The following is a 22,841-nucleotide window of genomic DNA, read 5'->3' on the forward strand; positions in this document are numbered from 1 at the left end:
CCATCACCCCCGCCCTGCCCTGGGACCAGGCCCGCTGGCCGACCGTGACTTTCGAAGCGGCCAAGGACAGCGTGGATGTGCTGATCGAGCTGGGCGGCCAGATCGACGGCGACCAGACCGACCACCTCAAGCGCCGCGGCGCGCGGCTGGTGTCGTACTGCTGCGGCTTCGAGTACGTGCACGCGATGGAGTCGATGCTGTTCGGCAAGCCGCTGTGGGGCCGCAACCTGTTCATCAACCAGCGCTACGACGACATCTGGATGGTTCCGCAGGTGGCCCACATCAGCCAGCCGTACTTCGAGGTGCTGCGTCGCGCCGAGGCGCGCGCCGTGCCCTTCGTCTGGAGCCCGGTGTTCCTGCAAGAGCGCGCCCGCGCCCTACCCGACGGCGGCGCGTACCAGCCACGCAGCGGGCCGCGGCGGCTCAGCGTGATGGAGCCGAACATCAACGTGGTGAAGTTCTGCGTCTACCCCATCCTGATCGCCGAGCTGGCCTACCGCGCCCGCCCCGACGCGATCGGGCTGCTGCAGGTCACGAACGTGGAGCGCATGGCCAAGGACAGCATGGAGTTCATCACGCTGATGAACCAGCTCGACCTGGTGCGCCAGCACAAGGCGGTCTTCCTGGGCCGGCACGAGACCCCGGTGTTCCTGGCGCAGAACACCGACATCGTGGTCTCCCACCAGTGGGAGAACCCGCTCAACTATTTCTACCTCGAGACCTGCTGGCAGGGCTATCCGCTGGTGCACAACGCCCACCTGTGCGCGGACCTGGGCTACTACTACGCAGAAAACGACGTGGCCGCGGGCAGCGCCCGCGTGCTCGACGCCATCGACGGGCACGACGCGCAGGCCCAGGCCTACCGCGACCGGCAGCGCGCGCTCATCGGGCGCTACCTGCCCGGCGACGCAGTGGCCACGCAAACCTACGACACCCTGCTGCAGGGCCTGATGCAGCGCCCTGCCCGCTAGCCAGACCCGCGCCCCACGGAGCCCCCTCGCATGCTCGATCCGTCCGAACTCCGGAACTTCTACCCCGTGATCGTGACGCCGAGCCACGACGGCAAGTTCTTCCAGAACTACGTGGCGTCGCTGCTGAACTTCACCGTGAGCGCCGAACGCGCCGGCATGAAGGTGCAGGTGCTGATGCACCAGGGCGAGAGCCTGGTCACGCGTGCGCGCAACAACTGCGTGGCCCAGTTCCTGGCCAACACCGAGTGGACTCACCTGTTCTGGATCGACGCGGACATCGGCTTCTCGGCCGAGGCTGCGTTCCGCCTGCTGCTGTCGGGCTACGACATCGCCGCCGGCGTCTACCCGCTCAAGCGCGAAGACTGGCCAGCCGGCGGCGTGGCGGCCGGCACCACGCAGCTGCAGTTCGAGGCCGCGTTCACGCGCTACACGGTCAATGCCAAGGCCGCGGAAGGCGCGTCGCAGATCGAGCTCGAGGTGCAGCCCGACGGCTTCATGAAGATGACCGAGGCGCCCACGGGCTTCATGGCGATCCGGCGCGGCGTGTTCGAGCGGCTCATGACCGCCTACCCCGAGCTGCAGTACGTGCCCGACAGCATCGGCGAAGCCGACCGCGGGCTGCACTACCGCTTCTTCGACGTGATGGTCGACCCGGTCACGCGGCGCTACCTGTCGGAAGACTACGGCTTCTGCCGGCTGTGGTCGGGGCTGGGCGAGTCGATCTACATTGACGCCAATTCGAACCTGACCCACCAGGGCGCCAAGCTGTACCGCGGCGATTTCGCCCATTCGCTGCAGGCCTCGCTGCCCTACGCGGTGGGCGGCCCCGCCGGCATGGCGATGGTGCTGAAGGGCCAGGAGCACCTGAAGCCGAATCCGCCGCCGGGCTGACACCGGCAGCGAACGCCCACGAAAAAGCCCCGCCGAAGCGGGGCTTTTTCATGAGGCTGGCGAATCGCTCGCCGGCTGCAACGACCCTCAGGCCGTGACCGTATCCGCCACGCCCTTGTAGTCTTCGATCTTGTCGAAGTTCAGGTACTGGTAGATCTGTGCGCTGGACGCATCGATCACGCCCGTGGCGGCCATGTACTCCTCGCGGGTCGGGATGCGGCCCAGGCGCGAGCAGATGGCAGCCAGTTCGGCCGAGCCCAGGTACACGTTGGTGTTCTTGCCCAGGCGGTTCGGGAAGTTGCGGGTGCTGGTCGACATCACCGTCGCGCCTTCGCGCACCTGTGCCTGGTTGCCCATGCACAGCGAGCAGCCCGGCATTTCGGTGCGCGCGCCGGCGTTGCCGAACACACCGTAGTGGCCTTCCTCGGTGAGCTGCTGCGCGTCCATCTTGGTCGGCGGTGCGATCCACAGCTTGACCGGGATGTCGCGCTTGCCTTCGAGCAGCTTCGACGCGGCGCGGAAGTGGCCGATGTTGGTCATGCACGAGCCGATGAACACTTCGTCGATGGTGGCACCGGCCACGTCGCTCAGCGTCTTCACGTCGTCCGGGTCGTTCGGGCAGGCCACGATGGGTTCGTGGATCTCGGCCAGGTCGATCTCGATGACGGCGGCGTACTCGGCGTCGGCATCGCCCTTGAGCAGCTGCGGGTCCTTGAGCCAGGCTTCCTGCGCGGCGATGCGGCGTGCCAGCGTGCGGGCGTCGGCGTAGCCTTCGGCAATCATCCACTTCATCAGCGTGATGTTGCTGTTGATGTACTCCTGGATCGGCTCCTTGTTCAGGTGCACCGTGCAGCCGGCGGCCGAGCGTTCGGCCGAGGCGTCGCTCAGTTCGAAGGCTTGTTCCACCTTCAGGTCGGGCAGGCCTTCGATTTCGAGGATGCGGCCCGAGAAGATGTTCTTCTTGCCTTGCTTGGCCACGGTCAGCAGGCCGCTCTTGATGGCGTACAGCGGAATGGCGTTGACCAGGTCACGCAGCGTGACGCCGGGCTGCATCTTGCCCTTGAAGCGCACGAGCACCGATTCGGGCATGTCCAGCGGCATCACGCCGGTGGCGGCCGCGAAGGCCACGAGGCCGGAGCCCGCGGGGAAGCTGATGCCGATGGGGAAACGGGTGTGGCTGTCGCCGCCCGTGCCCACGGTGTCGGGCGTCAGCAGGCGGTTGAGCCAGCTGTGGATCACGCCGTCGCCCGGACGCAGCGACACGCCGCCGCGGTTGGCCATGAACTCGGGCAGTTCGTGGTGCATCTTGACGTCGACCTTCTTGGGGTACGCCGCCGTGTGGCAGAACGATTGCATGACGAGGTCGGCCGAGAAGCCCAGGCAGGCCAGGTCCTTCAGCTCGTCGCGGGTCATCGGGCCGGTGGTGTCCTGCGAGCCGACCGAGGTCATCTTGGGTTCGCAGTACGTGCCCGGGCGCACGCCCTGGCCTTCGGGCAGGCCGCAGGCGCGGCCGACCATCTTCTGTGCGAGCGAGAAACCCTTCTTGGTGTCGACCGGGCTTTGCGGCAGGCGGAACAGCGTCGAGACGGGCAGGCCCAGCGCCTCGCGCGCCTTGGCCGTGAGGCCACGGCCGATGATCAGCGGAATGCGGCCGCCGGCGCGCACTTCGTCGAACAGCACGTCGCTCTTGACCTGGAATTCGGCGATGACGTGGCCGTCCTTCAGGGCCTTGCCTTCGTAGGGGCGCAGCTCGACCACGTCGCCCATGTTCATCTGCGTCACGTCGAGCTCGATGGGCAGTGCGCCCGAGTCTTCCATCGTGTTGTAGAAGATGGGAGCGATCTTGCCGCCGAGGCAGACGCCGCCGAAACGCTTGTTCGGCACGAAGGGAATGTCTTCGCCGGTGAACCACAGCACCGAGTTGGTGGCGCTCTTGCGCGACGAACCGGTGCCGACCACGTCGCCGGCGTAGGCCACGAGGTGGCCGCGGGCGCGCAGGTCTTCGATGAACTTCACCGGGCCGCGCTTGCCGTCTTCTTCAGGAACGATGCCGGGGCGGGCGTTCTTGTGCATCGCCAGGGCGTGCATCGGAATGTCGGGACGCGTGGTGGCGTCGGGTGCGGGCGACAGGTCGTCGGTGTTGATTTCACCGGCCACCTTGAAGATGCTGACGGTGATGCTCTGCGGCACTTCCGGGCGGCTGGTGAACCACTCGGCATCGGCCCAGCTTTGCAGCACGCCCTTGGCGTGGGCGTTGCCCTTGTCGGCCTTTTCCTTGACGTCGTGGAACTGGTCGAACATCAGCAGGGTCTTCTTCAGGCCTTCGGCTGCCACGGCGCCGACTTCGGCGTCGTCCAGCAGGTCGATCATGGGGCTGATGTTGTAGCCGCCGAGCATGGTGCCGAGCAGTTCAGTGGCGCGAGCGCGCGTGATGAACGCGTTCTTCTCGGTGCCGTGGGCCACGGCCGCGAGGTAGCTCGCCTTGACCTTGGCGGCGTCGTCGACGCCGGCGGGCACACGGTAGGTGAGCAGGTCCAGCAGGAAGGCGCCGTCCTTGGCGTTCGCGCTCTTCAGGAGCTCGATCGCTTCGGCGGTCTGCTTCGCGCTCAGGGGCAGCGGCGGGATACCGAGCGCGGCGCGTTCGGCAACATGATCAACGTAGGCTTGCAACATCTTCTTTTCTCCGGAAACTAGGCTATCGGGCGTGCGCTGCGGTCTCAAGCGGCCAAGCAAGAGCCGCGCCGCACCCCGGGTTCGGTGCTCTTCTTACTTCTTGGCTGCGTCGGCACCTTCGAAAAGGGCCTTCGGCGGGTTCTTCTTCATCTCGTCGGCAAAGGCGACCTGGGCGGCGGTCTGGCATTCGTCGGCAATGCGCAGGCCGGCCTTCTGGTTCATCAGCATCGACTTGTTGCCCAGCTGGAGCCACATGGCGCCGGCACGCGGGTCTTCGAGGCGGATGGCGCCGGTGCGGCTTTCGACCGGGTGCATGCGGTACTTCAGGCCCTTGGTGGTCACGGTGAAGAAGCCGGGCTTCTTCTCGTCGGGCGTGACGGTCACGTCGGCGCCGAGTTCGCACTGGGCCTTGCCGATGGACACACGCTGCGCCACGGCCAGGTCGGACTCGGACAGCACGATGTTGGTGTCGTCGGCGATCGGCGTGACCTCTTCGACAGCCTTGGCCGCCTTGCGGGTGACCTGGCGCTTCGGCGGGGTCTTCTTGGCTTCGGCCTTGGCCGCGGCCGGCTTGGTGGCGGTGGCGTTCTGGGCCACGGCGGCGAAAGGCAGGGCCAGCGCAACGGCGGCGATCAGTGCAATTTTCTTCATGAGCGGGGTTCCTTCAGGCTGATTCAGTGGGTTTCAGGAGACCGCGATGCAAACCAGGCTTTCGCCTCGGAGGGCAACGCGCGCCCTGTTGCGTGGGCGCGCGTCAGGACCTGCCAGAAGTGGCGGTAGCTCGCGCGGTCGTGCAATGTGCCATCAATTTGTGTCGGTGCCCAATCCGCGTCTGCGGCTTTTGTAATGATTTTTGTGGCAATTTGAATCTGCGCCTCGTCGGGCGCGAAGGCCTCGAGGATCGGCCGGATCTGGTTCGGGTGGATGCTCCACATGCGCGTGTAGCCGAATTCGGTGGCCGCCTTGCGGGCCGCGAGGCGCATCGCCTCGGTGTCGTTGAACTCGGTGACCACGCAGTGCGACGGCACCTTGCCGTAGGCATGCGCCGCCGAGGCCAGTGCCAGCTTGGCGCGCACGACCAGCGGGTGGCTGAACTGCCCCGCCGCACCCATGCCGTCGGCGGGAATGGCGCCGGCATGCGCCGACACGAAATCCATGAGGCCGAAGCTCAGCGACTGCACGCGCGGATGCGCGGCAATTTCGAAGGCGTTGTGCACCGCCAGGGGCGACTCGATGAGCACGTGCAGCGGCAACTCGGCGGCGTCGGCGGCATCGAGCGCGGCAACAGCCTGACACACATCAGCCACGGATTCGACCTTGGGCACCATGAGGTGGCTCAGCCGCTGGCCGGCACGTCCGGCGATGGTGACCACGTCGCCGGCAAAGGCCGGGTGGTCGACCGGGTGCACGCGCACGCCCACGCGCATGCCGGGCTGGGCAGCCAGCGCGAGCTCGGTGACGAGCGCGGCATGCTCCGCCTCGCCGCCGACCGGGGCGCCGTCTTCGCAGTCGAGGGTGACGTCGAACACGCAGGCACCGAACTCCTGCGCCATCTCGGCCTGGAGCGCGAGGCTCTTCTTCATGCGGGCTTCGACGCCGCTGTAGTGGTCGCACACCGGCAGGGTCACGGCGCCGGCCTGTGCGCCGAGCAGCACGTCCGCGGGATGGGCAGCGGCGGTCTTCGTCGTCATGCGTCTTTTTTCTTGTGCGCCACGATGAACATGCGCGGGAAGGCGAGCAGGCGCTTGCCGTCGGTGCGCACCGGGTAGGCCTCGTCCACCCGGCGTTCGTATTCGGCGAGGTAGCTCGCCTGCAGGTCGGGCGGCAGGCGGTCGACGAAAGGCTTCAGCCCAGTGCTACGCACCCATTCGACGATGGCCGCGGCGTTGGCCATCGGGTGCTGGTAGATGGTGTGCCAGACATCGACATGGGCCGCACGCGCGGCCAGCAGGTCGTAGTAGCCGCCGAGCGGCAGCAGCAAGGTGCGCAGCTTGTCGGCGTCGCCGATGGGCTCGGCCCAGGGCGCTTCGGCCGCCACCGCCCGCATCAGGCGGTGCGTGGGCTCCTGGCGGTTGTCAGGCATCTGGACGGCGAGCACGCCGCCCGGGGCCAGCGCGTCGAACAGGCGGGGGATCAGCGTCTCGTGATCCGGCACCCATTGCAGGGACGCGTTGGCATAAATGAGATCGGGCGCTTCTGTTTCACGCGGCGCCCAGGTCGCGATGTCGCTCAACTCGAAGCGCGCCGCCGGCAGGCGCTCGCGCGCGCTGACCAGCATGGCTTCGGAGTTGTCGGTACCCGTGACCTGCGCCTTCGGGAACCGATGTGCCAGCAGCTCGGTGGAATTGCCCGGTCCGCATCCGAGGTCGACCACGCGGGCGGCCTCGGCAAGCGGGACCCGCGCCAGGAGTTCCTGTGCGGGCCGGGTGCGCTCGTCCTCGTAGCGACGGTAGAGCGCGGGGTTCCAGTCGAGCATGCGGGCGGGCTTGCTTTACAGCAGGTGGGCGACGCCGGCGCGTTCGCCTTCGAGCTCTTCGAGCGTCTTGTTGATGCGTTCCTGGCTGAATGCATCGATCTCGAGGCCTTCGACCAGCTTGTACTCACCGTTTTCGCAGGTGACCGGGAAGCCGAACATCACGTCCTTCGGAATGCCGTACTGGCCGTCCGACGGGATGCCCATCGTGACCCACTTGCCGTTGGTGCCCAGGGCCCAGTCGCGCATGTGGTCGATGGCGGCGTTGGCGGCCGAGGCAGCCGACGACAGGCCGCGCGCTTCGATGATGGCCGCGCCGCGCTTGCCGACGGTCGGCAGGAAGGTGTTGGCGTTCCATTCCTGGTCGTTGATCATCTTGGCGACGCTTTCGCCGTTGATGGTCGCAAAGCGGTAGTCGGCGTACATCGTGGGCGAGTGGTTGCCCCAGACGGTGAGCTTTTCGATGTCGGCCACGGCCTTGCCGGTCTTGGCGGCGATCTGGCTGGCAGCGCGGTTGTGGTCCAGGCGCAGCATGGCGGTGAAGTTCTTGCGCGGCAGGTCGGGTGCCGACTTCATGGCGATGTAGGCGTTGGTGTTGGCGGGGTTGCCGACGACCAGCACCTTCACGTTGCGCGAGGCGACGGCGTTCAGCGCCTTGCCCTGTGCCGTGAAGATGGCGCCGTTGACGGCCAGCAGTTCGGCACGTTCCATGCCGGGGCCGCGGGGGCGCGAACCGACCAGCAGGGCGTAGTCGGCGTCCTTGAAGGCGGTCATCGGGTCGCCGTGGGCTTCCATGCCGGCCAGCAGCGGGAAGGCGCAGTCGTCGAGCTCCATCATCACGCCCTTGAGCGCCTTCTGGGCCTTCTCGTCGGGGATTTCGAGCAGTTGCAGGATGACCGGCTGGTCTTTGCCGAGCATTTCGCCGGAAGCGATACGGAACAACAGGGCGTAACCGATTTGACCGGCGGCACCGGTAACGGCAACGCGGACAGGCTTTTTGCTCATGGGAAGACTCCAGAAGGTGGTGAAACGGGTTAGCGCTCTCGTGGGGCGCCGCGGTCCAGCGGGGGGGAAGCTTTCCCGCGGCGCGGGACCGGGCCGCATTTTAAGCCGATTCGACAAAGGCCGTCTTATGTCTTATATAAGATATCCTCTGGGGGTCCGCCACGGCGCACCCCACCGCTGCCATGAACACGCCCTCCACCCTCGACGAGCCCACGACGCCGTCCTTCAGTCCGCTCTACCAGCAGATCAAGACCCTGATCCTGCAGAGCCTGCAGGCCGGCGAGTGGAAGCCGGGCGAGCCCATCCCCAGCGAGATGGACCTGGCCGTGCGTTACCGCGTGAGCCAGGGCACGGTGCGCAAGGCGATCGACGAGCTGTCGGCCGAAAACCTGGTGGTGCGCCGCCAGGGTAAGGGCACCTTCGTGGCCACGCATGCCGAGCAGCATGTGCAGTACCGTTTTCTCAAGCTGGTGCCCGACGCCGGCAGCCCGAGCGCCGAAGGTCCGGCCGAGCGCACCATCGTCGACTGCAAGCGCCTGCGCGCCTCGGCCGACGTGGCGCGCGCGCTGAGCCTGCGCACCGGCGACGCCGTGCTGCAGGTGCGCCGCGTGCTCGCCTATGGCGGCGTGCCGACCATCCTCGAAGACCTCTGGCTGCCCGGCGCGCCCTTCAAGGGCCTCACGGCCGACCGGCTGCGCGCCTGGCCGGGCCCGATGTACGCGATGTTCGAAACCGAGTTCGGCGTGCGCATGGTGCGCGCCGAAGAAAAGATCCGCGCCGTGCTGCCCGATGCCGAACAGGCGCAGCTGCTCGACGTGCCGCTGCAGATGCCGCTCTTGAGCGTGGAGCGCGTGGCGCACACGTACCACGACATGCCGATGGAACTGCGCCGCGGCCTGTACCGCACCGACACCCACCACTACCGCAACCAGCTGGGCTGATCCGATGGCGCCGAAGAACCTCGCCCGCGCGGGCACAAACGCGCACACTCAGCCCGCGCAACGCAACCTCAATCCCCGAGCATCCGACTGCCGCAGTGCGTTGACTCCTGCGCGTCCGATGCGCGATGGTGCATTGCAATAGAATTTTGCGTTGTTTGCATTCCGCAGAAGAAACAAAAGCGTTCGCTCTCAGAACAAGCCAACAAGTCACAAAGCCACGAAAGCCATCTCCCTATGACAGAGCTTGCAACTCCCCCCCGGCCGCCGCGTCGCGAATTCCGGAACATCAACGCCTTCACCGATCTCACGACCTACCGGCTGCCGCCGGCCGGCATCGTGTCGATCCTGCACCGCGTGAGCGGTGTGCTGATGTTCCTGCTGATGCCCTTCATCATCTGGATGTTCGACACCTCGCTGTCATCTGACTATTCGTTCGCGAAATTCAAGTCTGCTTTCAACATCGGCGTCGGCTTCGCTCCGGGATGGTTCTTCAAGCTCGTCGCACTGGCGCTCATCTGGGCCTACCTGCACCACTTCATCGCCGGCCTGCGTCACCTCTGGATGGACGTGAGCCACTCCGCCGTGACGAAGGAATTCGGTCACAGCTCGGCCATCTTCACGCTGGCTGCGAGCATCATCCTCACGCTGGTGCTTGGCGCCAAGCTGTTCGGCCTGTACTGAGAAGGAGCCACCCATGTCTGTGAATTACGGCTCCAAGCGCATCGTCGTCGGCGCGCACTACGGTCTGCGCGACTGGCTCAGCCAACGCATCACCGGCGCCCTGATGGCGCTGTTCACGATCATCCTGCTCGCGCAGCTGATCTTCTCGCGCGGCCCCATCGGTTACGACCTGTGGGCCGGCATCTTCGCCGCACAGTGGATGAAGGTCCTGACCTTCTCCGTGATCGTTGCCCTGCTCTATCACGTGTGGGTCGGCATGCGCGACGTGTGGATGGACTACGTCCAGCCTGTCGCCATCCGTCTCGTGCTGCAAGTTTTCACCATCGTCTGGCTTGTCGGTTGTGCGGGTTGGGCCATTCAAGTGCTTTGGAAGATCTGACCCACCATGACCTACACAAAAGAAAACATCACCAAGCGCAAGTTCGACGTCGTGATCGTCGGTGCCGGCGGCTCCGGCATGCGCGCCTCGCTGCAACTCGCCCGTGCCGGCCTCAACGTGGCCGTGCTCTCCAAGGTGTTCCCGACCCGTTCGCACACCGTCGCTGCCCAGGGCGGCGTGGGCGCCTCGCTCGGCAACATGAGCGAGGACAACTGGCACTACCACTTCTACGACACGATCAAGGGTTCCGACTGGCTCGGCGACCAGGACGCGATCGAGTTCATGTGCCGTGAAGCCCCGAAGGTCGTGTACGAGCTCGAGCACTTCGGCATGCCCTTCGACCGCAACCCCGACGGCACCATCTACCAGCGTCCGTTCGGCGGCCACACGGCCAACTACGGCGAGAAGGCCGTGCAGCGCGCCTGCGCCGCGGCCGACCGCACCGGCCACGCGATGCTGCACACGCTCTACCAGAAGAACGTGGAAGCCCGCACCCAGTTCTTCGTCGAATGGATGGCGCTCGACCTCATCCGTGACGACGAAGGCGACGTGGTCGGCGTCACGGCCCTCGAAATGGAAACCGGCGACCTGCACATCCTGCAGGCCAAGACCGTGCTGCTGGCCACCGGCGGCGCAGGCCGCATCTTCGGTGCGTCCACCAACGCGTTCATCAACACCGGCGACGGCCTGGGCATGGCCGCACGTTCGGGCATCCCGCTGCAGGACATGGAGTTCTGGCAGTTCCACCCCACCGGCGTGGCCGGCGCGGGCGTGCTGCTGACCGAAGGCTGCCGCGGCGAAGGCGCGATCCTGCTGAACAGCAACGGCGAACGCTTCATGGAGCGCTACGCGCCCACCCTGAAGGACCTGGCACCGCGCGACTTCGTCTCGCGCTCGATGGACCAGGAAATCAAGGAAGGCCGTGGCTGTGGTCCCAACAAGGACTACATCCACATGAAGCTGGACCACCTGGGCGCCGACACCATCCACAAGCGGCTGCCGTCGGTCTACGAGATCGGCATCAACTTCGCCAACGTCGACGTCACCAAGGAACCGATTCCCGTGGTGCCCACCATCCACTACCAGATGGGCGGCATCCCGACGAACATCAACGGCCAGGTCGTCATCCAGAAGGGTGAAGACAACAGCGCCGTGGTGAACGGCCTCTACGCCGTGGGCGAATGCTCCTGCGTGAGCGTGCACGGCGCCAACCGCCTGGGCACCAACTCGCTGCTCGACCTCTTGGTGTTCGGCCGCGCGGCCGGCAACCACATCGTCGAGTTCAACGACAAGCTCAAGGAACACAAGGAACTGCCCAAGGATGCGGCCGACCGCACCCTGCAGCGCCTGAACGAACTCGAAGCCTCCACCGGCGGCGAGTACGCCCAGGACGTGGCCGGCGAGATCCGCGCCGTCATGCAGCAGCATGCCGCCGTGTTCCGCAAGCAGGCCTCGATGGACGAAGGCGTGGTCAAGATCGCCGCCGTGCGCGAGCGCGTCAAGTCGATCGGCCTGAAGGACAAGTCCAAGGTGTTCAACACCGCCCGCATCGAAGCGCTGGAAGTCGACAACCTGATCGAAGTGGCGCAAGCCACCATGGTCTCGGCCGCCGCCCGCAAGGAATGCCGCGGCGCCCACACGGTGGAAGACTACGAGCGTCCCGCGGACGACCCGGTCGCACCGCTGGGCCGCGACGACGCCAACTGGATGAAGCACACGCTCTGGTACAGCGCGGACAACCGCCTCTCGTACAAGCCCGTCAAGCTGCAGCCGCTGACGGTGGCATCCGTGCCGCCCAAGGTCCGCACGTTCTAAGAATATTTACAAGGTCCATACGATGAAGCGCACATTCCAGATCTACCGCTACGACCCGGACAAGGACGCCAAGCCCTACATGCAGACGGTCGAGGTCGAACTCGACGGCCACGAACGCATGCTGCTGGACGCCCTGATGAAGCTCAAGGCGCAGGATCCCACGCTGTCGTTCCGCCGCTCGTGCCGCGAAGGCGTCTGCGGCTCCGACGCGATGAACATCAACGGCAAGAACGGTCTGGCCTGCCTGACCAACATGAACACGCTCAAGGGCACCGTCGTGCTCAAGCCGCTGCCGGGCCTGCCCGTCATCCGCGACCTGATCGTCGACATGACCCAGTTCTTCAAGCAATACAACTCGATCAAGCCGTACCTGCAGAACGACACCGTGCCGCCCGAGAAGGAGCGCCTGCAGTCGCCCGAAGAGCGTGAAGAGCTCGACGGCCTGTACGAGTGCATCCTGTGCGCGAGCTGCTCCACGAGCTGCCCGAGCTTCTGGTGGAACCCCGACAAGTTCGTCGGCCCGGCCGGCCTGCTGCAGGCCTACCGCTTCATCGCCGACAGCCGCGACGAAGCCACCGCCGAGCGCCTGGACAACCTGGAAGACCCGTACCGCCTGTTCCGCTGCCACACGATCATGAACTGCGTGGACGTGTGCCCGAAGAGCCTGAACCCGACCAAGGCCATCGGCAAGATCAAGGAACTGATGGTGCGTCGCGCCATCTGACCTTTTTTCAAGACACCACCATGCAAACCGCCGACGAACTCCAGCAGCCGCTCAGCGAACGTGCGCTGAGCAAACTGAAATGGCGTTGCCGGCGCGGCCTGCTTGAGAACGACCTGTTCATCGCCCGCTTCTTCGAGCGGCACGAATCCCACATGACCAACGGTCAAGCGGGAGCGATGGAGACATTGATGGACCTGTCGGACAACGACCTCCTGGACCTTTTGCTGCGCAGAAAGGAGCCCGAGCCCGAATGGGCCGGCGCCGAGGTGGTCGCATTGCTGCATCTGATGCGTACCGATGGCGCGCAGCGTCCCGCAATCTCTCCTTCGTCCTGAATCCTCCTCTGAAAGTAAACCGAAATGAAAGCATCCGATACCAAGGCCACGCTGTCGTTCAGCAATGGCGGCGACAACGTCGAACTGCCGATCTACAAGGGCACCATCGGCCCTGACGTGATCGACATCCGCAAGCTGTATGCACAGACCGGCATGTTCACGTACGACCCGGGCTTCATGTCGACCGCCGCCTGCCAGTCGGCCATCACCTACATCGACGGCGACAAGGGCGAGCTGCTGTACCGCGGCTACCCCATCGAGCAGCTCGCGACCAACTGCGACTTCATGGAGACCTGCCACCTGCTGCTGTACGGCGAGCTGCCGGACGCAGGCAAGAAGGCCAGCTTCACCAAGCTCGTGACGAACCACACGATGGTCAACGAGCAGATGCAGTTCTTCCTGCGCGGCTTCCGCCGTGATGCCCACCCGATGGCCATCATGACCGGCCTCGTGGGCGCCCTGTCGGCCTTCTATCACGACAGCACGGACATCAACAATCCCGAGCACCGCGAGATCGCCGCGATCCGCCTGATCGCGAAGATGCCCACGCTCGTGGCCATGGCCTACAAGTACACCGTCGGCCAGCCGTACATGTACCCGAAGAACGAACTGAGCTATGCAGGCAACTTCCTGCACATGATGTTCGCCACGCCGTGCGAAGAGTACAAGGTGAACCCGGTGCTCGAGCGCGCGCTCGACCGCATCTTCATCCTGCACGCAGACCACGAGCAGAACGCCTCGACCTCGACGGTGCGCCTGTGCGGCTCGTCGGGCACGAACCCCTTCGCGGCCATCGCGGCTGGTGTGGCGTGCCTCTGGGGCCCGGCCCACGGCGGTGCCAACGAAGCGGCGCTGAACATGCTGTACGACATCCAGCGCGAAGGCGGCGTGGAAAAGATCGGCGAGTTCATCAAGAAGGTCAAGGACAAGAACTCGAACGTCAAGCTGATGGGCTTCGGCCATCGCGTGTACAAGAACTACGACCCGCGCGCCAAGCTGATGCAGGAAACCTGCAACGAAGTGCTGACCGAGCTGGGCCTGGAAAACGATCCGCTGTTCAAGCTCGCCAAGGAACTCGAGAAGATCGCCCTGGAAGACGAGTACTTCGTGTCGCGCAAGCTCTACCCGAACGTCGACTTCTACTCGGGCATCGTGCAGCGCGCCATCGGCATCCCGGTGCCGCTGTTCACCGCGATCTTCGCGCTGGCCCGCACCGTCGGCTGGATCGCCCAGCTGAACGAAATGATCGGCGACCCCGAGTACAAGATCGGCCGCCCACGCCAGCTGTTCGAAGGCTCGCCCAAGCGTGACGTGAAGCCGATCTCGGCCCGCTGATCGATCGAGCGCGGAATCTCCGCTCCCTGAAAAAGCTGCCCTCGGGCGGCTTTTTTATTGCCCGTTCGGCATGCCCCTCCTCGCCAGCCGGCAGCGAGGTCATCGCGCATCGCGATGGCAAGGGCTTCAAAACAGGAAGAAAATAGCCAACTCATCGCCAATCGCGATGTCCAAGCCCCCATGAGCACGTCCGAACGCAACTTTGCCCGCCGCATCGACCTCACGTCGTTGCAGCTGTTCGTGGCCGTGTGCGAGCTGGGCAGCATCGGGCGCGCGGCGGAACGCGAGTTCATCGCGGCCTCGGCCGTGAGCAAGCGGTTGTCCGACCTCGAGGCCACGCTGGGCACCGCCCTGCTCTACCGCCATGCGCGCGGCGTCGACCTCACGCCGGCCGGCGAAAGCCTGCTGCACCACGCCCGCTCGGTGCTCTACAGCCTCGAGAAGATGCAGGGCGAGCTCAGCGAATACGCCGACGGCGTGCGCGGCCACGTGCGCGTGCACGCCAACATCTCGGCCATCGTGCAGTTCCTGCCGGAAGACCTGGGCGTGTTCTCGCGCGCGCACGAGGCCATCAAGATCGACCTCGAGGAGCACCTGAGCAGCGAAGTGATCCGCGCGGTGCAGGAAGGCGCGGCCGACCTCGGCGTGTGCCACGTGGCCGGCGGCGCGGGCGAACTGCAGAGCCTTTCCTACCGGCACGACCGCCTCGCACTGATCGTTCCCGAGGGGCACGCGCTGGCCGCGCAGGACGCGATCGACTTCATCGACTCGCTGGCCTTCGACCACGTCGGCCTGCACACCAACAGCTCGATCTACGTGGCGATGCACGAAGCGGCCCTGAGCGCCGGCCGCAGCGTGAAGCTGCGCATCCACGTCACGGGCCTGGACGCCATGTGCCGGATGATCGACAACGGCCTGGGCATCGGCGTGATGCCGCAGCGCGCCTTCGAACTCATGCACAACGGCATCGGCCGCGGCCTCGTGAGCGTGCCGCTCAACGACGCCTGGGCGGCGCGCGAAATCCGGCTGGTGGCGCGCGACTTCTCCACCCTGCCGGTGGCGGCGCGCACGCTGGTGAACCACCTGCACGCAGCGGCCGACTCGGCCGACGCCACCGAACGACTCGCGGCCTAGACCGCGTCGACAGACAATCCATTTCCCCACGAAAGAAGAGACCGACATGGCACGCACGCTCTACGACAAGATCTGGGACGAACACGTCGTCCACACCGAGGAAGACGGCACCGCGATCCTCTACATCGACCGCCACCTGGTGCACGAAGTGACCAGCCCGCAAGCCTTCGAAGGCCTGCGCGAAGCCGGCCGCAAGCTGTGGCGCATCAGCTCGGTGGTGGCCACCGCCGACCACAACACGCCGACCACCGGCTGGGAGCGCGGCTATGAAGGCATTGCCGACCCGACCAGCAAGGAGCAGGTCACCACGCTGGACCACAACATCGCCGAATTCGGCGCCGCCGCGTTCTTCCCGTTCCTGAGCAAGCGCCAGGGCATCGTGCACGTGATCGGCCCGGAAAGCGGCGCGACGCTGCCAGGCATGACGGTGGTCTGCGGCGACTCGCACACCTCCACGCACGGCGCGTTCGGCGCGCTCGCGCACGGCATCGGCACCAGCGAGGTCGAGCACGTGATGGCCACGCAGACACTGCTGGGCAAGAAGGCCAAGAACATGCTCGTGAAGGTCGAAGGCAAGCTGCCTCTGGGCTGCACGGCCAAGGACATCGTGCTGGCCATCATCGGCAAGATCGGCACCGCCGGCGGCACGGGCTACACGATCGAATTCGCCGGCTCGGCCATTCGCGACCTGAGCATGGAAGGCCGCATGACGGTCTGCAACATGGCCATCGAGGCCGGCGCGCGCGCCGGGCTGGTGGCGGTCGACGAGAAGACCATCGCCTACGTGAAGGGCCGCCCGCTCGCGCCCACCGGCGTCGAATGGGACCAGGCCGTGAGCTACTGGCGCACGCTGCAGTCCGACCCCGGCGCGACCTTCGACGCCGTGGTCGAACTCGACGCCACGCAGATCCAGCCGCAGGTCACCTGGGGCACCTCGCCCGAGATGGTGGTCGAGATCAACGGCCGCGTGCCCGATCCCGACAAGGAAAAGGACGCCAGCAAGCGCGGCGCTATCGAGCGCGCGCTGGTCTACATGGGCCTGGAGCCCAACAAGGCCATGAACGACATCTTCATCGACAAGGTGTTCATCGGCTCGTGCACCAACAGCCGCATCGAGGACATGCGCGAAGCCGCCGCCGTGGTGAAGAAGCTCGGCCAGAAGGTCGCGAAGAACGTGAAGCTCGCGATGGTCGTGCCCGGCTCGGGCGTGGTGAAGGAACAGGCCGAGCGCGAAGGGCTCGATGTGATCTTCAAGGCCGCGGGCTTCGAATGGCGCGAGCCCGGCTGCTCGATGTGCCTGGCGATGAACGCCGACCGGCTCGAGCCCGGCGAGCGCTGCGCCTCGACCAGCAACCGCAACTTCGAAGGCCGCCAAGGCGCCGGTGGCCGCACCCACCTCGTGAGCCCGGCGATGGCCGCCGCCGCCGCGGTGCACGGCCACTTCGTCGACGTGCGCACCTTCGCCTGATCTGGAGACATCACATGCAGAAATTCACCGTGCACAAGGGCCTCGTGGCCCCCATGGACCGCGAGAACGTCGACACCGACGCGATCATTCCCAAGCAGTTCCTCAAGTCGATCAAGAAGACCGGCTTCGGCGTGAACCTGTTCGACGAGTGGCGCTACCTGGACGCCGGCTTTCCGGGCCAGGACCCGGCCAGCCGCAAGCCGAACCCCGACTTCGTGCTGAACCAGCCGCGCTACGCCGGCGCCTCGGTGCTGCTGGCGCGCAAGAACTTCGGCTGCGGCTCGTCTCGCGAGCACGCGCCCTGGGCGCTCGACCAGTACGGCTTTCGCGCCATCATTGCGCCGAGCTACGCCGACATCTTCTTCAACAACAGCTTCAAGAACGGCCTGCTGCCGATCGTGCTGCCCGAGTCGCAGGTCTCGCAGCTGTTCGACGAGGCCTTTGCCTTCCCGGGCTACACGCTGACCATCGACCTGGAACGCCAGGTCGTCGTGAAGCCTGATGGCCAGGAGTTCGCGTTCGACGTGCAGGCCTTCCGCAAGTACTGCCTGATCAACGGGCTGGACGACATCGGCCTGACGCTGCGCCACAAGGACAAGATCAAGGCCTTCGAGACCGAGCGCCTGGCGCAGAAGCCCTGGCTCGCGCACACGATGATCTCGTGATCGGCGGCCTTTCCGTTTTCAAGAAAAAACCTCAGACCAACTTATGAAAATCGCAGTTCTCCCGGGTGACGGCATCGGCACCGAAATCGTGGCGGAAGCCGTCAGGGTGCTCGAAGTCCTCGACCTGAAGTTCGAGATGGAATCGGCCCTGGTCGGCGGCGCGGCCTATGAGGCGCACGGCCACCCGCTGCCCGAATCGACGCTGAAGCTCGCGAAGGAATCCGACGCGGTGCTGTTCGGCGCCGTCGGCGACTGGAAGTACGACAAGCTCGACCGCCCGCTGCGTCCCGAGCAGGCCATCCTGGGGCTGCGCAAGAACCTGGGCCTGTTCGCCAACTTCCGCCCCGCCATCTGCTACGAGCAGCTGGTGGACGCCTCGAGCCTGAAGCCCGAGCTGATCGCGGGCCTGGACATCCTCATCATCCGCGAGCTGACCGGCGACATCTACTTCGGCCAGCCGCGCGGGCGCCGCATCGCCACCGACGGCCACTTCCCCGGCGCTGAAGAAGCCTTCGACACGATGCGCTACTCGCGCCCCGAGGTCGAGCGCATCGCCCGCGTCGCCTTCGAGGCGGCCCGCAAGCGCAGCAAGCGCGTGACCAGCGTGGACAAGGCCAACGTGCTGGAGACCTTCCAGTTCTGGAAGGACATCGTGACCGAGGTCGGCAAGGAGTACCCCGACGTCGAACTCGACCACATGTACGTCGACAACGCGGCCATGCAGCTCGTGAAGGCGCCCAAGAAGTTCGACGTGGTCGTCACCGGCAACATGTTCGGCGACATCCTCTCGGACGAGGCCGCGATGCTCACCGGCTCCATCGGCATGCTGCCCTCGGCCTCGCTCAATGCGAGCAACCAGGGCCTGTACGAGCCCAGCCACGGCAGCGCGCCCGACATTGCTGGCAAAGGGGTTGCCAATCCTTTGGCTACAATCCTGTCCGCTGCCATGATGCTCCGCTTCTCCCTCAACCAGCCCGAAGCTGCCGACCGTATCGAGTCGGCGGTCAAGCACGTGCTCGCCTCCGGGCTGCGCACGGGCGACATCTGGTCCGAAGGCACGAAGCGCGTCGGCACCCGCGAAATGGGCGACGCGGTCGTAGCAGCCATCACCAAAAAGACGATTACCGGCTAACCGCAGCCCGCTTCGTCACGCCCTCCCCCGGCCGACGAGTCGGGGGCAAAAAAGACTGATTTTTTCTTTCTTCACTAAGGGCAAACTGAAATGGCGAACGCATCCAAGCAACCTCTGGTCGGCCTCGTGGGCTGGCGCGGCATGGTCGGCTCGGTCCTCATGGACCGCATGCAGGCCGAAGGCGACTTCGGCCTCATCGAGCCGGTCTTCTTCTCGACCTCGAACGCGGGCGGCAAGGCCCCGGCGATGGCCAAGAACGAAACCGCGCTGAAGGATGCGAACGACATCGAGGCACTGAAGAAGTGCGACATCGTCATCACCTGCCAGGGCGGCGACTACACCAGCGAGGTCTTCCCCAAGCTGCGCGCCGCCGGCTGGAACGGCCACTGGATCGACGCGGCCTCCACGCTGCGCATGAACGATGACGCGATCATCGTGCTCGACCCCGTCAACCTGCCCGTGATCCAGAACGCGCTCGCCAAGGGCGGCAAGAACTGGGTCGGCGGCAACTGCACCGTCAGCTGCATGCTCATGGGCGTGGGCGCCCTCTACAAGGCCGGCCTGGTCGAGTGGATGACCAGCATGACCTACCAGGCAGCCTCGGGCGGCGGCGCGCAGCACATGCGCGAGCTGCTGACCCAGTTCGGCACCCTGAACGCCGAAGTGCGCGCGCTGCTCGACGACCCGAAGTCGGCCATCCTCGAGATCGACCGCAAGGTGCTGCACAAGCAGCAGAACCTGAGCGCCTCCGAAATCGCCAACTTCGGCGCCCCGCTGGGCGGCTCGCTGATTCCCTGGATCGACAAGGACCTGGGCGACGGCATGTCCAAGGAAGAGTGGAAGGGCGGCGCCGAAACGAACAAGATCCTCGGCCAGGGCGCGGGCTTCGGCACCGCCGCCACGCCGGTGGACGGCTTCTGCGTGCGCATCGGCGCCATGCGCTGCCACAGCCAGGCCCTGACCTTCAAGCTCAAGAAGGACGTGCCGGTGGCCGACATCGAAGCGATGATCGCCGCCGACAACCCCTGGGCCAAGGTCGTGCCGAACACGCGCGAAGCCACCGTGAAGGACCTGACGCCGGTGGCCGTGACGGGCACCATGGACATCCCGGTCGGCCGCATCCGCAAGCTGGCGATGGGCCCCGAGTACGTCGGCGCCTTCACCATCGGCGACCAGCTGCTGTGGGGCGCGGCCGAACCGCTGCGCCGCATGCTGCGCATCCTGCTCGAAGCCTGATGCGGGCAGCTCAGGGCCTTGAAATACAAAAATGTTGCCGAAAGGCAACACAGGATGTCATCGGAAGTATGCGCGCACTGGGTAGATCAGGCGCATTGCCTTGTCAGTGCATGTTGATGATGCTAACGTCCTCTTACAAATTCAGGGCCTGAGCCGCCCCTATCAGCATGACAAGACATCTGTTGCCCGCGGCCCGCCCTTCGGCCGCCCGCCCCGCCCTGCCGTCGAATGGCTGGCGCCTTTCCATCCTGGGTGCCGCTGCGGCCCTGACGCTGGGACTGGCCAGCGCCGACGCCAGCGCCTTCGCGCTGGGACCGCTGCGGGTGCAGTCGGCACTGGGCGAACCGCTGCGCGCCGAGATCGATGTCACTGAAATGGCCGCCAACGAGGCGGAAGGCCTGAAGATCAACATCGCCACGGCCGAAGCCTTCAAGAACGCAGGCATCCCGTACAACGCGGCCCTCGGCGACGTGAAAGCCACGCTGCAGCGCCGCGCCGGTGGCCAGTACGTGGTGCGCCTGGCCGGCAACCGCCCGCTCAACGACCCCTTCATCGACCTGCTGCTCGAAGCCAACGGCGCCTCGGGCCGCATCGTGCGCGACTACACCGTGCTGCTCGATCCGCCGGCCACGCGCCAGGCGGCAGCCGCACCGGTGACGCCCGTCGCACCGCAGATCGCCACGCCGGTCGAGCGCCCCGCGCCCGCCCCGCGCGTGCGCCGCGAGCCCGCGCCTGCAGTGGCTGCAACGCCCGCACCCGCTGCGGCTGCACCGGCCCCTGCGGCCGCGCCAGCTCCTGCGCCGGCACGTGCCGCCGTCGCCGCGCCCAGCGGCGGCAGTGGCGAGCAAGTCACGGTGCGCCGCGGCGACACCGCCGGCAAGATCGCCTCGGCCCACAAGCCCGCCGATGTCTCGCTCGACCAGATGCTGGTCGCGCTGCTGAACGCCAACCCCGACGCCTTCGTCGGCGGCAACGTCAACCGGATGAAGGCCGGTGCCGTGCTCGACCTGCCGAACGCCGCCGCAGCGAGCGCCGTGCCAGCCGCCGACGCGCGCCGCACGATCACCGCGCAAAGCCGCGACTTCGGCAGCTACCGCCAGCGCCTCGCCGAAAACGCCCCGACCACCAACGTGGCCGCCGCGAGCCGCCAGGCCTCGGGCAAGCTGCAGGCCAGCGTGGAAGACCGCAATGCCGCCGCCAGCGCACCCGACAAGCTCACGGTGTCGCAAGGCAACGCCGCCGCGCGCGCCGCCGATGAAAAGGTCGCGCAGGCCCGCCAGGCGCAGGACAGCAGCAACCGCGTCGCCGAACTCACGAAAAACATCAACGAGCTGAACAAGCTCAAGGCCGGCACCGGCTCGTCCGCTCCGGCCGCCGCGCCTGCAGCGCCGGCCACCACGCCCGGCATCGCCGTTCCCGCGCCGCTGGCCGGTGCCACGACGCCGACGCCAGCGGTCGCGGCCGCTCCTGCACCCGCCGCGGCCCCCGCCGCCGCAGCCACCGCACCGGCAACGCCGGCGCCGGCAGCCGCACCAACCGCTCCCGCTGCAACGGCCCCCGTCGCCGCGGCCTCCGCTGCAGCACCCGCCGCAGCCGCCGCACCGTCGGCCACCGACGCAGCCGCCCTGCCCGTGGCAGCCGCAGCCAGCGCTGCAGCCGCCGCCGCGCCCATCGTCGCTCCCAAGCCTGTGGTCAAGGCCGCACCGCCGCCTCCCCCGCCGGAACGCAGCTTCCTCGAGGAGCTGCTCGACAACCCGCTGATGCTCGCGGGCGCCGCGCTGATCGCGCTGCTGGTCGGCTTCCTGCTGTACCGCGTGCTGGGCCGCCGCCGCGAAGAAATGAGCGAAAGCGTGTTCCTCGAGAGCCGTATTCCCAAGGACTCGTTCTTCGGCGCCAGCGGCGGCGAATCGGTCGACACCAAGAACCGCGGCGATTCCACCGTGTCGTCGCTGTCGTATTCGCCGAGCCAGCTCGACGCGGGCGATGTCGATCCGGTCGCCGAGGCCGACGTCTACCTCGCCTACGGCCGCGACCTGCAGGCCGAGGAAATCCTGCGTGAAGCGCTGCGCCTGAACCCGGACCGCACCGCCATCCACCTCAAGCTGCTCGAAATCCACGCCAAGCGCCGCGACGTGCGCGCCTTCGACGGCCTGGCCACCGAAGTGCACAAGCTGACCAACGGCGCGGGCTCCGAATGGAACCGCGTGGTCGACATGGGCAAGGACCTCGACCCGGGCAACCCGCTGTACGAATCGGGCACGGGCACCGCGCGAGGCGCCAGCCAGGCCGAAACCGCCGCATTCGCCGGCGCACTGGCAGCCGCGGCCAAGCCCGCTGTCGCAGCCGCAGCAGCCGTCGTGGCACCGCCGCCTCCGGCCGCACCGCCCGTGGCGTCGGCCCCGCCGGCCTTCATGCCCTCGGTCGCACCGCTGGACTTCGACCTCGACCTGACCCAGCCGCCCGCACCGGCACCTGCTCCGGTGGGTGCCAGCCTGCCGAAGTCGGTCTACGCACCGACGGCCGCACCGGCCCCGCTGAGCAACGGCCACGCCGCGGCGCCGGTCGACCTTGAAAACGACTTCGACACGGCCCCCGGCGCGTTGACGGCCCACACGCGCCCCTCGTCGCTGAACGACGCAGAGCACAACACCCGCCCGGCCATGCTGCGCGACACGCTGCCTGCCGACTCCGGCTTCATCGAGTTCGACATGAGCGCCCTCGCCGGCCTGCCGGCCCGCTCCGCCGTCGCCGAAGCACCGCGCTCCGCGGCCGTGGCCACCTCGCCGTCCGCCCTGGACGACGACGGTGACGACAACCCGCACGCCGTGAAACTCTCGCTGGCCCGCGAACTGCAGGCCATCGGCGACGTCGAAGGCGCCCGCTCGCTGGTCGAGGAAGTCGAAGCCGAAAGCGCCGGCGACCTCAAGTCGCAAGCCAAGCAGCTGCTCGCCGAACTGCGCTGAGCCGGTTGCCGACTGCCCTT

The 22,841-nt window shown here is 66.7% G+C and carries 20 protein-coding genes; 15 read left to right on the top strand and 5 right to left on the bottom strand.

Features of this window, described 5'->3' with window-relative positions; genetic code table 11:
* Both AC07Y4_RS04630 and AC07Y4_RS04635 read left to right on the top strand, forming a co-directional pair.
* Positions 1 to 971: DUF2827 family protein (locus tag AC07Y4_RS04630; protein WP_495274227.1), on the top strand; the 971-nt coding region annotated here is incomplete at its 5' end.
* A gap of 30 nt (positions 972 to 1,001) precedes the next feature.
* On the top strand, positions 1,002 to 1,862 hold the full coding sequence (locus AC07Y4_RS04635) for a hypothetical protein (protein ID WP_495274228.1): 861 nt from the start codon (positions 1,002 to 1,004) through the stop codon (positions 1,860 to 1,862).
* A gap of 87 nt (positions 1,863 to 1,949) precedes the next feature.
* On the opposite strand, the gene AC07Y4_RS04640 is transcribed toward AC07Y4_RS04635, so the two are convergent.
* The 5 genes from AC07Y4_RS04640 to AC07Y4_RS04660 form a co-directional block, all read right to left on the bottom strand.
* On the bottom strand, positions 1,950 to 4,535 hold the full coding sequence (locus AC07Y4_RS04640; protein ID WP_495274229.1) for a bifunctional aconitate hydratase 2/2-methylisocitrate dehydratase: 2,586 nt from the start codon (positions 4,533 to 4,535) through the stop codon (positions 1,950 to 1,952).
* Between the two features lie 93 nt (positions 4,536 to 4,628).
* Complete coding sequence (locus AC07Y4_RS04645; protein ID WP_062479718.1) at positions 4,629 to 5,186, bottom strand: hypothetical protein; 558 nt, start codon at positions 5,184 to 5,186, stop codon at positions 4,629 to 4,631.
* 23 nt (positions 5,187 to 5,209) lie between these two features.
* Entirely contained in the window at positions 5,210 to 6,226 is a 1,017-nt protein-coding gene (locus AC07Y4_RS04650) for an HpcH/HpaI aldolase/citrate lyase family protein (RefSeq protein WP_495274230.1), read from the bottom strand.
* Positions 6,223 to 7,011: a trans-aconitate 2-methyltransferase gene (gene tam / locus AC07Y4_RS04655; protein WP_354342791.1), complete on the bottom strand. Its 789-nt coding sequence runs from the start codon at positions 7,009 to 7,011 to the stop codon at positions 6,223 to 6,225. The genes AC07Y4_RS04650 and tam overlap by 4 nt, the downstream gene beginning before the upstream one ends.
* A gap of 15 nt (positions 7,012 to 7,026) precedes the next feature.
* Complete coding sequence (locus tag AC07Y4_RS04660; RefSeq protein ID WP_042578072.1) at positions 7,027 to 8,013, bottom strand: malate dehydrogenase; 987 nt, start codon at positions 8,011 to 8,013, stop codon at positions 7,027 to 7,029.
* A 182-nt stretch (positions 8,014 to 8,195) separates the two neighbouring features.
* Here AC07Y4_RS04660 and AC07Y4_RS04665 point away from each other — a divergent pair, with 182 nt between their 5' ends.
* The 13 genes from AC07Y4_RS04665 (at position 8,196) to AC07Y4_RS04725 (ending at position 22,821) form a co-directional block, all read left to right on the top strand.
* Positions 8,196 to 8,954 (top strand): GntR family transcriptional regulator, encoded by a 759-nt coding sequence (locus AC07Y4_RS04665; RefSeq protein WP_495274231.1) that lies wholly within the window; start codon positions 8,196 to 8,198, stop codon positions 8,952 to 8,954.
* A gap of 234 nt (positions 8,955 to 9,188) precedes the next feature.
* Entirely contained in the window at positions 9,189 to 9,635 is a 447-nt protein-coding gene (gene sdhC, locus AC07Y4_RS04670) for a succinate dehydrogenase, cytochrome b556 subunit (RefSeq protein ID WP_159273217.1), read from the top strand.
* A gap of 13 nt (positions 9,636 to 9,648) precedes the next feature.
* On the top strand, positions 9,649 to 10,014 hold the full coding sequence (sdhD, locus tag AC07Y4_RS04675; RefSeq protein WP_062479708.1) for a succinate dehydrogenase, hydrophobic membrane anchor protein: 366 nt from the start codon (positions 9,649 to 9,651) through the stop codon (positions 10,012 to 10,014).
* 6 nt (positions 10,015 to 10,020) lie between these two features.
* Entirely contained in the window at positions 10,021 to 11,829 is a 1,809-nt protein-coding gene (sdhA, locus tag AC07Y4_RS04680) for a succinate dehydrogenase flavoprotein subunit (protein WP_056572028.1), read from the top strand.
* A gap of 22 nt (positions 11,830 to 11,851) precedes the next feature.
* Complete coding sequence (locus tag AC07Y4_RS04685; RefSeq protein ID WP_062479706.1) at positions 11,852 to 12,553, top strand: succinate dehydrogenase iron-sulfur subunit; 702 nt, start codon at positions 11,852 to 11,854, stop codon at positions 12,551 to 12,553.
* A 20-nt stretch (positions 12,554 to 12,573) separates the two neighbouring features.
* Complete coding sequence (locus AC07Y4_RS04690) at positions 12,574 to 12,888, top strand: FAD assembly factor SdhE (RefSeq protein WP_099795593.1); 315 nt, start codon at positions 12,574 to 12,576, stop codon at positions 12,886 to 12,888.
* Positions 12,889 to 12,912: 24 nt separating this feature from the next.
* A complete protein-coding gene (gene gltA / locus AC07Y4_RS04695; protein ID WP_062479703.1) occupies positions 12,913 to 14,223 on the top strand; it encodes a citrate synthase in 1,311 nt (436 codons plus the stop codon).
* A gap of 180 nt (positions 14,224 to 14,403) precedes the next feature.
* The gene (locus AC07Y4_RS04700) at positions 14,404 to 15,357 is read left to right on the top strand and encodes a LysR substrate-binding domain-containing protein (protein WP_495274232.1); all 954 of its coding nucleotides are present in this window, start codon (positions 14,404 to 14,406) and stop codon (positions 15,355 to 15,357) included.
* Between the two features lie 46 nt (positions 15,358 to 15,403).
* Entirely contained in the window at positions 15,404 to 16,825 is a 1,422-nt protein-coding gene (gene leuC, locus AC07Y4_RS04705) for a 3-isopropylmalate dehydratase large subunit (protein WP_495274233.1), read from the top strand.
* Between the two features lie 14 nt (positions 16,826 to 16,839).
* The gene (leuD, locus tag AC07Y4_RS04710; RefSeq protein ID WP_062479700.1) at positions 16,840 to 17,490 is read left to right on the top strand and encodes a 3-isopropylmalate dehydratase small subunit; all 651 of its coding nucleotides are present in this window, start codon (positions 16,840 to 16,842) and stop codon (positions 17,488 to 17,490) included.
* Between the two features lie 43 nt (positions 17,491 to 17,533).
* The gene (leuB, locus tag AC07Y4_RS04715) at positions 17,534 to 18,622 is read left to right on the top strand and encodes a 3-isopropylmalate dehydrogenase (protein ID WP_101493320.1); all 1,089 of its coding nucleotides are present in this window, start codon (positions 17,534 to 17,536) and stop codon (positions 18,620 to 18,622) included.
* Between the two features lie 90 nt (positions 18,623 to 18,712).
* Positions 18,713 to 19,858 carry an aspartate-semialdehyde dehydrogenase gene (gene asd, locus AC07Y4_RS04720; protein WP_070062265.1) on the top strand — a complete coding sequence of 382 codons (1,146 nt, stop codon included), beginning with the start codon at positions 18,713 to 18,715 and terminating at the stop codon, positions 19,856 to 19,858.
* A 167-nt stretch (positions 19,859 to 20,025) separates the two neighbouring features.
* The gene (locus AC07Y4_RS04725; protein ID WP_495274234.1) at positions 20,026 to 22,821 is read left to right on the top strand and encodes a FimV/HubP family polar landmark protein; all 2,796 of its coding nucleotides are present in this window, start codon (positions 20,026 to 20,028) and stop codon (positions 22,819 to 22,821) included.
* Positions 22,822 to 22,841 lie beyond the last annotated feature (20 nt).

Source organism: Variovorax sp. GW460-12-1-14-LB1 (assembly GCF_059423605.1).

Bases quoted from the DNA above. Each gene is read 5' to 3' on its own strand.
- leuC (WP_495274233.1), top strand. From the start codon at position 15,404: ATGGCACGCACGCTCTACGACAAGATCTGGGACGAACACGTCGTCCAC.
- AC07Y4_RS04635 (WP_495274228.1), top strand. From the start codon at position 1,002: ATGCTCGATCCGTCCGAACTCCGGAACTTCTACCCCGTGATCGTGACG.
- sdhC (WP_159273217.1), top strand. From the start codon at position 9,189: ATGACAGAGCTTGCAACTCCCCCCCGGCCGCCGCGTCGCGAATTCCGG.
- AC07Y4_RS04650 (WP_495274230.1), bottom strand. From the start codon at position 6,226: ATGACGACGAAGACCGCCGCTGCCCATCCCGCGGACGTGCTGCTCGGC.
- AC07Y4_RS04645 (WP_062479718.1), bottom strand. From the start codon at position 5,186: ATGAAGAAAATTGCACTGATCGCCGCCGTTGCGCTGGCCCTGCCTTTC.
- AC07Y4_RS04640 (WP_495274229.1), bottom strand. From the start codon at position 4,535: ATGTTGCAAGCCTACGTTGATCATGTTGCCGAACGCGCCGCGCTCGGT.
- AC07Y4_RS04725 (WP_495274234.1), top strand. From the start codon at position 20,026: ATGACAAGACATCTGTTGCCCGCGGCCCGCCCTTCGGCCGCCCGCCCC.
- AC07Y4_RS04660 (WP_042578072.1), bottom strand. From the start codon at position 8,013: ATGAGCAAAAAGCCTGTCCGCGTTGCCGTTACCGGTGCCGCCGGTCAA.
- AC07Y4_RS04685 (WP_062479706.1), top strand. From the start codon at position 11,852: ATGAAGCGCACATTCCAGATCTACCGCTACGACCCGGACAAGGACGCC.
- asd (WP_070062265.1), top strand. From the start codon at position 18,713: ATGGCGAACGCATCCAAGCAACCTCTGGTCGGCCTCGTGGGCTGGCGC.
- AC07Y4_RS04665 (WP_495274231.1), top strand. From the start codon at position 8,196: ATGAACACGCCCTCCACCCTCGACGAGCCCACGACGCCGTCCTTCAGT.
- gltA (WP_062479703.1), top strand. From the start codon at position 12,913: ATGAAAGCATCCGATACCAAGGCCACGCTGTCGTTCAGCAATGGCGGC.
- AC07Y4_RS04690 (WP_099795593.1), top strand. From the start codon at position 12,574: ATGCAAACCGCCGACGAACTCCAGCAGCCGCTCAGCGAACGTGCGCTG.
- tam (WP_354342791.1), bottom strand. From the start codon at position 7,011: ATGCTCGACTGGAACCCCGCGCTCTACCGTCGCTACGAGGACGAGCGC.
- AC07Y4_RS04700 (WP_495274232.1), top strand. From the start codon at position 14,404: ATGAGCACGTCCGAACGCAACTTTGCCCGCCGCATCGACCTCACGTCG.
- sdhD (WP_062479708.1), top strand. From the start codon at position 9,649: ATGTCTGTGAATTACGGCTCCAAGCGCATCGTCGTCGGCGCGCACTAC.
- leuB (WP_101493320.1), top strand. From the start codon at position 17,534: ATGAAAATCGCAGTTCTCCCGGGTGACGGCATCGGCACCGAAATCGTG.
- leuD (WP_062479700.1), top strand. From the start codon at position 16,840: ATGCAGAAATTCACCGTGCACAAGGGCCTCGTGGCCCCCATGGACCGC.
- sdhA (WP_056572028.1), top strand. From the start codon at position 10,021: ATGACCTACACAAAAGAAAACATCACCAAGCGCAAGTTCGACGTCGTG.